Here is a 12423-nt window from a genome sequence, read left to right as displayed (position 1 = left end):
TTAACTATCTATTGGGATGAAGATTGCTGATTTTCCAGTGTGGTAATTAAGCGATTGATGGAATCAGTTAAATTAGTTTGGGCTTCCAGCACCGGATCCGGTTGTGCTTCGGCCACAATTTCTTCCTCCACTGCTTTTTTTCGTTGCATTTTTTCGATAGCTTTAATGATGAGGAAGATTACAAAAGCAATGATTAAAAAGTTAATTATAGCAATAACTAATTCCCCCAAACCCAAGGGTAAATCCTGCAATTGACTGACACCGGCTTGATCCAGTACTGGCTGTAGCAAAACTGCCATTAACCAGGCCACAAAAGCATTGACAATACTGGTGAAAGCTCCACCAATTACTACCGCTACGGCCAGATCTACTACGTTCCCCCGCAGGATGAAATCCTTAAAGTCCCGCCAGAATCCGCCTGCCCCTTGCCTTGCACTTTTAACCATGGGCTTAACTCCTCTTTTGTACTAAAATATTGTTAATTAGTCAGTGGTATCATAGCAGTTTTCAGCGCTACCATTAAACAGGTTGAGCTAAAGCTTAGCCTCTAATTACCGAGACCATATTTGTCGATGAAACCAACTGGTTGGAACCAATTTTTACTGGACATTACCCACGACTACAATCTGCGAGGCAAGCTAAAAGAGGTGTTTTTGGCCCGCTTTGCCTATGAGCATTGGCGTAAGTCCGACCTGGAAGTGTGGGAAATTGCCGAAGCCGCCAGCCATGAAACCTACAAAAAGCAAATGACCCAAATTTATGGAGTTTTTGCCAATGATAAACCAGGGGGTTGTCCAGAATTAGATGCCAGTAGTCGTGGTCCGGGTAAATTTCAATTGTTGCGGGACTGGTTTAAGGAGGTGAAATATCCCCAATGGCAGAGTGAGCAGTTTGCCGTCGGCGTTAATGGCCTTACCCCCGCACTGACGGTTGGTCGTGGCAGTCCCCTGGGGGATAACGTTATCTATGTTCTACGGCTACCCACAGAACAACAATGTCTGGAGGAACTGACCAGGGGGGGAGCCCTCTTGCGCATTAAAGCCCCGGAAAAAATGGGTAAAACTTCCCTTCTACAATTTTTGCTGGCGGAAGTGGAAGCAACGGGCGATCGCCATATTTATCTCAACCTACAAACGGCGGAAAGCGCCATGTTTAGTAGCCTAGATAAATTTTTGCGTTGGTTCTGTGCCAACTTAAGTCGAGAATTGGGCATCAAACCCAATTTAGATGACTATTGGGATGAAGAATTATTTGGCAGTTTAGTTAGTTGTAAAACCTACGTACAGGATTATTTACTTAGTCAAACTGACCGGGCGTTAGTAATGGCCATTGATAACCTAGACCGCTTGTTTGAGTTTCCCGTTATTGCCCAAGACTTCCTGCCCATGTTGCGCTATTGGCATGAAGAAAGTAATAACCTGGCTCAATGGCAAAAGCTACGTTTAATTATTGCTAATTCCACCGAAGCTTACGTCAAACTAGATGCCAACCAATCCCCTTTTAATGTGGGTCGCCAATGGAAATTGACCGGTTTTACCAAAGAACAAATTCTGCAACTTAAAGCCGCCTATGGTTTTGATGACAATCAAATTGAAGAGGAAAATTTATTAACCCTCGGTAAACTGGTGGGGGGCCATCCGTATCTGATTCGTTTGGCCTTGGATGCGGTACAAAAAACCAATGTGGACCTACCAACCATTTTAGCCAACGCCGTCACCCAGAGTGGCATTTATAGCAATCATCTCCGTCGTCTGTGGGGCTTACTGACCGGGGCACCGGACTTAGCCGCTAGCATGAAGCAGGTGGTGAACAGTGAAAATCCAGTGCAATTAGACCCCCCCATTGCCTATCGTTTGGAAAGTATGGGTCTGGTGACCCTTAGTGGTGATCAATGTAGTGCCAGTTGTCCTTTGTACCAACGTTATTTCCATGAGCAATTGTGACGTTTTTTGCCGGCTTGCTGTGGTGGATGTTCAACTTTAACCCGGGCTTGTGTCCTAAAATATCGGAGTCAGTTTAGTTGGTTCTAGTCTGCTAATTACGGAGAAATGGAGCAAAAACTTGTCTAAGACGCCTGCTGTTCCTCCTCCAAAATCGTCAGTCCTGATTGGCTTGAATAATTTGTTCTAATTTCCCCCTAGGCCACTTTCTTCGCTAAAACAGAAACTAACCGTCCCCGGCGGTGGTCTAGTCCCTTTAGACCCCATGGTCAGTGAGTCGTGAACTGAGTTGATTTTGCCAAGTATCCATGAGCAATAATCCTTCCCCTCACAGTGCGGGGGCGATCGCCAAATTGAGACGTTGGCTAACTAGACCCAGCACCTTGATCACCCTAGGGGGACTGACGGTGGTTGGTACGGGCCTATATCTGGGGGGACAACACCTGGCCTACCGGGAAGCATCACCGTTTTTGGAGTCGGAATTATCCAGATTGTTGGGTCGGCCGGTGGACATTGGCCCGGTGGAAGATTTTCGTTTACTGGGGGTGCGCCTTGGGGCTTCTTCCCTGCCCCGGACCGTTGATGATGCCACGGCGATCGCCATTGAAGCCATTGAGATAGATGTCAATCCCCTCCCTTTCCTGGTGGGACAACCGGTGGAAGTTAGGGCCACCATCATTAATCCCCAGGTGAACCTGGAGCAAAAACCCACGGGGCAATGGACCACCATTAAGTTACCGGAGGGGGACAAACCCTTTTCCCTGCCTCTGGATTTAACGGTGGGAGTTAATGTACAAAATGCCCAATTGCAACTGTTACCCCAAGGTTTGCAACAGCCAGTACAAATCACTGCAGCCGGTCAAGGAGGTTATCAATATCGACGCCAAGGCGATCGCCAAACTGTTAGCTACGACTTGGGGGTGCAATCCCTGGGCAGTGATCTCCAGGCCCAGGGGCAAACGGTGCTCAACACGGGGGAAAGTCAAACCAATGTCACCATTAATCGCCTCGATTTACCGGCTTTAGCCAGCCTATTACCTCCTTTACCAGTGGCCTTGGAAACCGGAGAAATTTCTGGCCAGGTGCGGGGCAGTTTACCTAGTTGGCAACAGTGGTCCGCTTTACAAACTCTCGGCAATGTCGAGTTGAAGCAACTGCAGGCCCGCATCGATAAGGTTAAAGCTCCTTTGCAAGTGGGTTTAGACCTAGGTTTTACCGGACAAAAGTTGCAGATTAACCAGGGCCTGATCAACCTTGGCCCCCTTAATGCTGCTCTCCAGGGCACCATTGATTGGCGATCGGGCTACGATCTCCAATTCACCACCAAGGCCATTGACACTGCCGCTTTCCTCGACACCATTGCGGTGCCCCTACCATTACCCATCACAGGACAAGTCCAAGCCCAGGGACAATTGCAAGGAACCCTCACCAGCCCCCAACTCCAGGGCCAGTTAACCAATGTAGCTGCAGTAACTGTGGACCGGGTTCCTTTGGATCGCCTAGGGGTAAATTTCCAGGCGGATTTAGACCAAATTGCTTTAGTCAATGTCAGTTTACGCCCCACCAGTGGAGGAGAAATTCAGGCCCGGGTCCAGTCCCCTTGGAAACTGCGCCAATTGTTAACCCCAGAAGCAGACCAATGGCGATGGCAAACCATTCCCGTGGCCGGGCAAGTCTCCGGGGTGATCGCCACCATGGCTTTGTTAAATACCTATGACCTGAATTTGCAAGAGGTAGAAGTTGGTAACCTGGGTTTTTCGGGCCAAGCGGGGGGCACGTTGGGCAATCCCCGGTTCAATGTGCAATGGCAAACCACCAACGGCGATCGCCAGGGTCGTCTTAACTTAAGCACCAGGGGAGAAGCTAATTTGGCGGGCCCTCGATTGACCTTAACTGGAGCGCAGATAAGCACCAACGAAGGCTCTTTCAACGTGCAGGGCCAAGCCAATTTTGCCCAGGATCGTTGGCAAGCCCGCTGGAATACGACCCAGTTCCCCCTGCAACCTTTTTTGCAAACCCTTTGTGGCTTGGAAAAAAGTAATTTTTGTTTACCCCAACTGGCGGCCCAACCCCTCACCCTCAATCGGGGCGAAGGCAATGTGAGTGGGGAAATTTTTACTTTTGATCCCAACCGTTGGCAGGGCAATGCCGAACTGCAATTAACCAGTAACCAACAAACCGCCACCATCAATGCCAGTCTCCAAGGGGGTCAAATCCAGGCTGAGGTGGCAGCCAATAATATAGCCGTTAATAACTACTTGCCTGCTTTAGCCGCTCCGGTGGCCCTAAGCCAACTCACCGCCCAAAGCCAATTACCGTTAGCCCCCTTACTCGCTGGGCAATTACCCCTGGGACAGATAGAAGGTCGTACCCAGTTCACCGCCCTAGTGGACGATCGCCGAGTTACGGCCAATGCCCAACTGGCGGAGGGCACCGTGCAAACCAATGCCAATCTCGGAGCCATTTCTCTCAATACCTTTTTGCTCCAGTTACCAGTGGCGGCTAGGTTGAACAACGGAGAAATCCAAGCCCAAGCTTTTGTAGGGGACATTAACACCTGGCAAGCTTTACGCAGTTTTGACCTCAACCGTCTCCAAGGCCAAGGACAATTGAACCTAACCGTGGCCAATGGCCCCGTAGCGGTGAACGGTTCTTTGCTCAATGGCAACCTGGCGGCGATCGCCAATGTGGTGGCCATTCCCCTCAATGCCCTAGCTCCAGAAATTCCCTTCCCGGCCCAGGTGGAAAAGGGCCGAATTTCTCTGGGGGTAAACTTAGCAGATTTGGTGCAAGCTCAACCGGATCTGAGTCGAGTAGCGGCGATCGCCAATGTAGATTTGGAAGTTGCCGGAGGTACTGTAACCAGTGTCAGTGCTCTGAAAAATTTAGCCTGGCAAAGTCGGCTCACCGCCAAGGATATTAACCTCAATCCCGTTCTGGCTCAGTACGGCGGCACCGATGGAGTATCCCTTGCCCCAGTGGAGGGAGAAGTTAAGCTGGCGGGCAACTTGGGCAATGTATTTACCAATGATGGAAACTTGGAGGCCATTCCCGTCACAGTACAACAGGCGTTGTTCCGCAGTGGGGAGCAAACCGTTTCTGCCCAGGGCAAGATAAGTGTGGGCAGTTTTAATCAACGACCCGCATTAACCAATGTCAATCTCAATGTCCGCAATGGCCTGAGTTTTGCCCAACTGCCCGTTAATGCCCTGTTAACTCAACTACCCTTAGCACCGGAATTTCGTCCCCAAGCTTTGGCCCTGGAGGGTAGTAGTCAATTTACTGGCCAATTAACAGGACGCAATGTCACAGGGCTTGGGGATTTAAAACTGGCTGGTAATTTGGCGGTCAACAATTTAGCCGTTAATGGTTTTGGCTTTGAACCCCAATTGCGGGGCCCCCTGGCGGTGCAGTTAAACCAAAATGTCCTACTGGATCTCCAGGGACAAGTTGATCGCCTAGCAGTAAACCTCCAACCCTGCCGGGGCAATTGCCTCTTCCCCTATCTCCCCACCAGCTTTAATCTGCGCCAAGCCTATGAACGGGAAAAACCCATCCTCGCCCAGGGCAAACTCAACGGCGATCGCCTGGCCATGGAAGTGGCGGATTTTCCCGTCGCTCTGTTGGATCTCCGCCCGGGTCTACGTTATCAAATTGTCGAGCAACTGGGTGGCAACTTTAACGCCGACCTAGTGGTTAACCTCCGCAACGGCCACGGCCAAGGTAATTTAGCTATTGATGGCGTTACCCTTGGCACCACGGCGATCGGTGAAGTAACTGCGGCCCTGGCTTACCAAAATCAAACCCTACAACTCAAACAAGGCCAGCTTAAAACCGCTCTTGGCCAATACCAAGCCCAGGGGTCACTGAACTTCAGAACCGAAGCCATCGAAGCTAGGGTAAACGTCAAAGATGGTGATATTGCCCCCTTGCTAGCGGCGGCCAACATTTCCGATGTGGGATCCCTACTGCGGCTCACCGGTTTGGAATCTACCCCTAAAGAATTAGCGGATACCATTGGCCCTCTCAGTTTGGGTAACCCCGATGGGGCACTGGAAAATCAACTTAATCTCCTTTATGTCATTGACCAACGTATTATCGCCCTCGCCCAGCAGTACGAACGGGGGGGCGTACCGACCCAGTTAAATGTTCAGGGTAATTTCGATGCAGCCCTTAATCTGAATGGCACCCTGCGAGATCCGGCCCTTGCTCTCAAAGTACAGGGCAAAAATTGGAGTTGGTATCCCCAGGGGCCCTTCCCCAACATCGTGCCCCCCATTGGGCTAGTGATGAATGAAACCCGTTTTCTGCCCATCGAACAGTTTCAACTTGAAGCCAAATTTGCCGATGGCCGTCTGGCCTTACTACCTTCCTTTGTGCAGATTGAAGAATCTCGCTTGGGGGCCGAAGGAATTTTCTCCCTAGAAAAAAGTCAATTGCAATGGTCGATTAAGGATTTTAATCTGAATAATCTGGACTCCTTTGTGGAAATGCCCTCTGCCTTTGGGGCTCGCCTTAATGCCCAAGGAAGCTTTGCCCGAACCGCCGCTGGCCCTAACCTATCGGGGCAGTTTGAGTTTGACCAGATCACCCTCAACGCCAGGCCGGTGCCGGAAGAGGTGGGGGGCAGATTTGATTACCAAAACAATTTATTGCAATTGGTCACTTCGGAAGCTTCTCCCCTCTACCTAAGGGCCGATGTGCCTATTTATTGGAATCCCCAGGAAGCTAAAACTGCGGAAGGGCCAAATACTTTTAGTGCTGAATTCAAAATTCCCCCCAATTCCTTGGAGTTATTGGACGTGGTCAGTCAAGAGCAATTGGTCTGGCTTGGTGGGGAAGGATCCGCAGATCTGAAAGTGGAAGGGGAAATTGACCAAAGGAATGGCATTGGCATTTCTGACCTCAGGGCTTTGGGGAAAGTCAGTCTCAACGGAGCCCAGATCAGGAGTGCTGCCCTACCAACCCCGGTGCAGGTGGATGGGGAAATTCTGTTTAACAACACCACGATCGCCATTGAGCAATTAACAGGACAACTGGATCAAAGCCGTATTGAGGTGGCGGGAATTTTACCCCTGTTTGAGCCCCAGCCAGATTTGGAAAATCCGCTTCAGGTGAGCATTAAACCCACTAATATCACCATTCCCAATCTCTACCAAGGTAATTTGGCGGGGTTTGTCACCGTCCAGGGTTCTGCCCTGGCCCCCAGTTTGACGGGGGATGTGGCCCTGGCCAACGGCCGATTTTTTGTGCCCGATCGCAGTTTGGAGAATCAGCCCAGTCGCATTGCGGAACTACGTACTAGATTAGGTTGGTTCAAAGGGACGAGGCGATCGCCAATGGTGGAGCCCCAGTTAAATAATCTGCGTATCACCCTGGACAATCTGCATATCGAGCAGGAACCCCTCTACGTTTTTAACTTTGGTGGTGGGCTCACAGTTAATGGCCCCCTGACCAACTTCGATGATCTAAGGGCCGATGGCACCATTAGCCTCGACCGAGGTCGGGTCAGCTTTCTTGATACCCGCTTTTTGCTCGATCGCCGGGCCCCCAACACGATTACGTTTTCTCCCAACGAGGAGTTAATTAATCCCAGCTTGAACATTGCTATGCGTACTATTGTGTCAGACTTGCCCCAGTCGGCCCGCATGCGCTCCCAGGAAACCAATGAATATCCCGACGACAGCCTGAACCAAATTGAACGGATTGATGTGCGCCTGACCATTGACGGCAGTTTGAGCCAGATTTTACCCAACATTAATCCCCGCTACAGCGCTGTTTGTGACCCTACTGTTACTTTTCGGCCGCTGACGGGGGTGGGTAGTTTCGACGAATTTCAGCTCGATCGCCTTTCCCGTTGCCTACAAATCCTGGCCGCCCAGGGGGTGCAAAATGAGCAAATTTTCAGTAATCCGGCCCTGAGTTTGACCAGCAGTCCTCCCCGCACCGAAGGGGAAATTGTCCGCCTGTTGGGAGAACAGGTCATTGTCCTAGTGGATGCACTCCAGGGGAAAAACTCTAGCCAGTTATTACAGGTGGGCATTACCCAGTTAGCGATCCCGATGATTTTCCAGGGATTGGTCTACGATGTGGAAACCGCCATCAGCGACAAGATTAAAAGCACCGATTTCCGGGTGGTGCCTTTCCTCGAAGCGATCTATGAAGTGGAAGATAAGGGATATATGCGTTTTACCTACGATTACAATTTCAGCCAGTTCATCATCCGCTATGAGAAACAGTTCTAAAACTGGCACCCTAGAAGCCGGAGCTATTTTTTTGTTAAGGTGGGGCAAATTTCAACTTTTACGGTGCGGTGGTTTCCGATCCCCATGGGGCGCTTTGGTGCCCGGTTCAGGGAGAATGACCAAGGCCCAATTGCTATCCATAGTTCCATTTCCATAAATTGTGTTAGGAGAATTAGTCCCATGTGTGTTGGTTGCTTTGTTGTTTCCGCTTTTACCCTGTTTATGCCCCCCACGGAGGCTCCTGTCCCCAATGGTTTAAGCTTTGATGGGGCTCCGCTCACCATGGAACAGACCCAGGTAATGGCCAATCCTGTGGCCGAGCAAGCGGAACTGGAACAATTGCAAGTGGCGATCGCCGAGATGGTGGCCTCTTTTCCAGATAACGCCGAAGGACAGATGTTGAAAAATAAGTTTGGTGAACTGGAACGGCAACTCCAAGCCACCGATGATTTAGCTGAAGCTAACAATATTTTGGATGAGGGCTTTGAGGAAATTAAACAAAAAATCCTCGATTCTCCCCATGCCGACAGTTTAATCAGCCTAATGTACGAAATTCGGGAAGCGCAATTTGAACGACTCCAGGTTTTTGCCCCAACGATCCCTGGCACCAAAAATGGCTGGTTGAGCTAACCCCATTTGATTAGCTAATTTTTACCCTTCTTTCCCCTGGCGATCGCCTTTGGCCCTGCCTTTTCAGGCTATAGAAGTGGTCTGGGTCACCCAATAGTTGTGATCTAGATCACAGAGGGCCACGGCCTGGATCTCTACAATGGTCAATGGGCAGTATGCCTAATCTGCCTGTTTGGGGCCATGCAAAGGACATAGTTTTCTATGGTTAGTCCAGGTTTGACGCCTCTGCCAAAGTCCCTCCACCTGCTGGTTGCTTTTAAGTGAACACTGACCTTTGTAGGGATCGAAGGGTAATTATGAAACCTCGTTTTGTCTTAAATTTTCTCACCGCCGGTAGGAAAAAAGATTCCGCTGGTTTTGCCCTACCCCTAGTGATTATGGGTGGGTTGGTTATTACCGTGGCCGCGGCGGCGATTGTCATGAAGGGCATGAATGATCAAAATCAGGTCACAGCCCAAGCAGCTAAATCTACTGCTGACCAAGCGGCTGAAGCTGGATTAACTCAGGTTCAGGCCTTTCTTCTCAAGAATCCTGTTTTAGCTAAGAAACACTTTTCCCAATGGGGAAGTACAGCTAGTGGCTCTTTTGTCCCCAATGATGCATTTCTAACCGAAGCGGCAGCAGAGCTTCAGGGAGCGAGTTGTAATTATAAAAATATGACAGTGGATGAAGTCAAAGATGCTTTGGCAACTGAAATAACAGCTTTTTATGATCAGACTATGTCTGCTCCCAAAGCCCTGCCTAACCCGTCAGGTAATGGGGCCAAAGCTCCTAAATTTCAGATGGTGGATTATCGATTTGACGCCAGCCAACAAAAAGGAGTGGTTCACGTTCGAGGTCTAGCTGGTGAGGATAATAGTCCTAATCAAGCAAAAACCAATTTGGTTGCAAGTTTCCCCATAACGGACGGCAGTGCCCCATTTACTGGAGTTGTGCCTGGTTTATGGGTTAAAGGAACTATCACAGCAGGGCAAAATGTCAACAATCCCGGTTCTGTGAATGCTCAGGTCATATACGAATGTGACAAGCCAACCTTTACTACAAGCGCTGGCAATGGTCAAAATTCTGGCTATACCGAGTATGTTTCTGGTTCTCAGCGGATTGCTCTACCAAATTCAATGGATCCCCCGGGAGCCAGTCCCATTCCGATGCCCGATCCACCTACTTCTGCTCCCGCCGGAGTTACACCTGCTTCTTTGCCGACGGTTACAGGCAATCTCACTCTACCCCGTTCCGGCACAGACACGACAAGTTCTTCAAACTATAATTCTGCCAACCAAACTTATTACTACACAATAAATTCAACCTCAGGAAAGTCCGTATCTGGAAATGGAGTTAATCTTCAATTCACCCCCGGTCAGAAAGTGGTTTTGTTCCTCACAGGAAATGTGGATATTGGTGGTAACTCCCAAATTGTCCATGATTGCTCTGGGGTATCTGGCTGTGACGCAACTGATGTCCAGATAATTGGTCCAATAGCTAATGCTAGTGGAACCTTTAGCACCGGTGGAAATTCTGCTGTCTGTAGTATCTTTTTCTGGGGACCAACTTACACCCTTAACTTGAGTGGTGGTGGTAATGCTGGCAACTGTTCATCAGGGGCAAACCAGAACGGAATTTATTGGGCAAAAAGTTGGACTGGTGGAGGTCAGGGTTCCCACAACGCATTGCACCAAACTGGAACGACTTGGGAAGTGATTAATCCGATTGCCAATTTCAAGGTTAAAAATCGTCTTGGCGCAAATTCTGACTGGAAGACCATCGATGAGCAAGGCGCTCAGTCTTTGATGTCTAGTATTCAGGTTCCTAACTAAAAGTTCAGTTTTATCCTTGTTTGAGCATCAAAGAGCGTATTCCAGATTAGGGAGCGGGAATTTTTGCAAACTGATTTTCCCCTCAGTCAGAAGAGTTTCCAGTCACAAATTATTCAACACAGGCAACAGTAAAACGACAAAGTAATAGACCAGGGGAGCGGTGAAAACGTAGCTGTCGGTGCGGTCTAAAATTCCTCCGTGGCCAGGAATTAATTGCCCAGAATCCTTAACTCCCGCATCCCGTTTCATCATTGATTCCGTCAAGTCCCCCAGCAGGCTAACTATGCCAATTAATAGGCCCAGTAAAGCGCCGGTAATTTCCCAGTAGGGCCATTGCAAATACCAAGCTCCCAATACCCCCACCAGCAAACTGCCTCCTACTCCCCAGAGGGAACCTTCCACGGTTTTTTTCGGGCTAATGTCCGACAGACGGGTACGTCCTAACCATTTCCCCATAATGTAAGCGCCAATGTCCGCCGCCCAGATGCAAGCAAAGGCAAGGATAGTGACCAGTAAGCCCGTGGGAAAATTTTCCGGATGGGCCCAGGACTCCGGCCAAAAACCATTCAGGGGCAAGTGCAAACCCATAGGGTTAACGGCTCCATCCCCCAACCGCAGTCGCACCCAATAGCTGGGCAAATAGCCCCCATAAAACAGGCCCAGTAACGAAGTAGAAATGTCGGCAATGGTGGCCATTTTGGGTTGAAACAGCAGATAAAAGCAAATTAATGCCCCGGTTAAAGGAAAAAATGCATCAGTTAAATGGGGGGTAACCGTGGCCGACAGCAGCAACATTAATGACAGCACCATGGTGGTCTTAGCGGCTGGGGCAATGCCCTTAGCCCGCACCATTTGGAAATATTCCCGCAATCCTAAATAAATTACTAGGGCGATCGCCGCGCTAAAGTACCAGCCCCCCAAAATTAGTAGGGAAAACGCCAAGGCAATACCGATGACTGCACTAATAATTCGCTGGGTGGGCATGGTAAAGGTAAAAAAGACCAAAAATAAGGAAAAGTGTCAACTTCGTACTAAAAAGTTACTCTTTGTTAACCTTTTCTTAGTTTTTATTTTAGAACAGAAGCAAACCCCTAGGCCTTCCCTTACATCTCCCCGACTAAGACAACTTTTCTCCCGCCAAAATAAAAGTAGGGTCCACCGCTGCAAAAATCTGTTGTAAACCACGTTTTTCTAGACGATTTACCCCCGCTTGCACCACCTCCACGTTGCGGACCTGGAGTTCCGACAGGGTTTCAGAAATGCCATAGAGACTTTCCAAATTATTCGCTGTTGCCACTAAACGACCTCCGGGAGCTAAATGGGCCCAGGTTTCCTGCAAAATTTGCTTAATGGGACGCCCTCCCTCAATGCAAATATGGGTGGGGTGGGCAATTAACTGCGGTAAGCAATCCGGAGCACTGCCCTCATGGACAGTCACATTAGTTACCCCAAACCGTTCGCAGTTACGGCGAATTAAACCCGCCACCTCCTCATCCCTTTCCACCGCCACAATGCGACTGCGGGGACACAGTAGGGCTAGTTCCACCGGAATGGTGCCAGTGCCAGCCCCAATATCCCAAATGATGGATTCCTCCTTCAATTGCAAAGCGGAAATAATCAGCAGGCGTACCTCCCTTTTGCTGAGGGGAATGCCCGGTAATCGTTCAAACAGGCCATCTGTAATTCCTGGGGTCTTATAGGGCCAGAGCATGGACTTAGTTTCTCCGCTGACAGTTAAGCCACCATTGTCCCCCCATTTTTCCGCAGGGGTAAATGATGGCCGATACAATCCTA

Annotated in this window: 7 protein-coding genes; 4 read left to right on the top strand and 3 right to left on the bottom strand. The window is 49.6% G+C overall.

The features are described 5' to 3' along the window. Window positions 1-8: 8 nt before the first annotated feature. A complete protein-coding gene (mscL, locus tag SYNPCCP_RS05280) occupies window positions 9-446 on the bottom strand; it encodes a large conductance mechanosensitive channel protein MscL (protein WP_010872223.1) in 438 nt (145 codons plus the stop codon). 126 nt (window positions 447-572) lie between these two features. Here mscL and SYNPCCP_RS05275 point away from each other — a divergent pair, with 126 nt between their 5' ends. From SYNPCCP_RS05275 to SYNPCCP_RS05260, 4 genes are all read left to right on the top strand, one after another. Continuing rightward, the gene (locus tag SYNPCCP_RS05275) at window positions 573-1943 is read left to right on the top strand and encodes an AAA-like domain-containing protein (protein ID WP_010872222.1); all 1371 of its coding nucleotides are present in this window, start codon (window positions 573-575) and stop codon (window positions 1941-1943) included. A gap of 305 nt (window positions 1944-2248) precedes the next feature. Further along, the gene (locus tag SYNPCCP_RS05270) at window positions 2249-8185 is read left to right on the top strand and encodes a translocation/assembly module TamB domain-containing protein (protein ID WP_010872221.1); all 5937 of its coding nucleotides are present in this window, start codon (window positions 2249-2251) and stop codon (window positions 8183-8185) included. A 180-nt stretch (window positions 8186-8365) separates the two neighbouring features. Then, window positions 8366-8815, top strand: a complete 450-nt coding sequence (locus SYNPCCP_RS05265) for a hypothetical protein (RefSeq protein WP_020861621.1) — start codon at window positions 8366-8368, stop codon at window positions 8813-8815. 296 nt (window positions 8816-9111) lie between these two features. After that, window positions 9112-10629 (top strand): hypothetical protein, encoded by a 1518-nt coding sequence (locus SYNPCCP_RS05260; RefSeq protein WP_020861620.1) that lies wholly within the window; start codon window positions 9112-9114, stop codon window positions 10627-10629. Between the two features lie 102 nt (window positions 10630-10731). Here SYNPCCP_RS05260 and SYNPCCP_RS05255 read toward each other — a convergent pair whose 3' ends face one another. Continuing rightward, window positions 10732-11613 (bottom strand): phosphatidate cytidylyltransferase, encoded by an 882-nt coding sequence (locus SYNPCCP_RS05255; RefSeq protein WP_010872218.1) that lies wholly within the window; start codon window positions 11611-11613, stop codon window positions 10732-10734. Window positions 11614-11746: 133 nt separating this feature from the next. Continuing rightward, window positions 11747-12340 (bottom strand): precorrin-6Y C5,15-methyltransferase subunit CbiT, encoded by a 594-nt coding sequence (gene cbiT / locus SYNPCCP_RS05250; RefSeq protein WP_010872217.1) that lies wholly within the window; start codon window positions 12338-12340, stop codon window positions 11747-11749. Between the last annotated feature and the right edge of the window lie 83 nt (window positions 12341-12423).

The organism is Synechocystis sp. PCC 6803 substr. PCC-P (assembly GCF_000284455.1).
Lineage (GTDB): Bacteria > Cyanobacteriota > Cyanobacteriia > Cyanobacteriales > Microcystaceae > Synechocystis.
The sequence above is the reverse complement of the archived record's forward strand: the minus strand, read 5'-3'. Positions and strand labels throughout refer to the sequence as shown.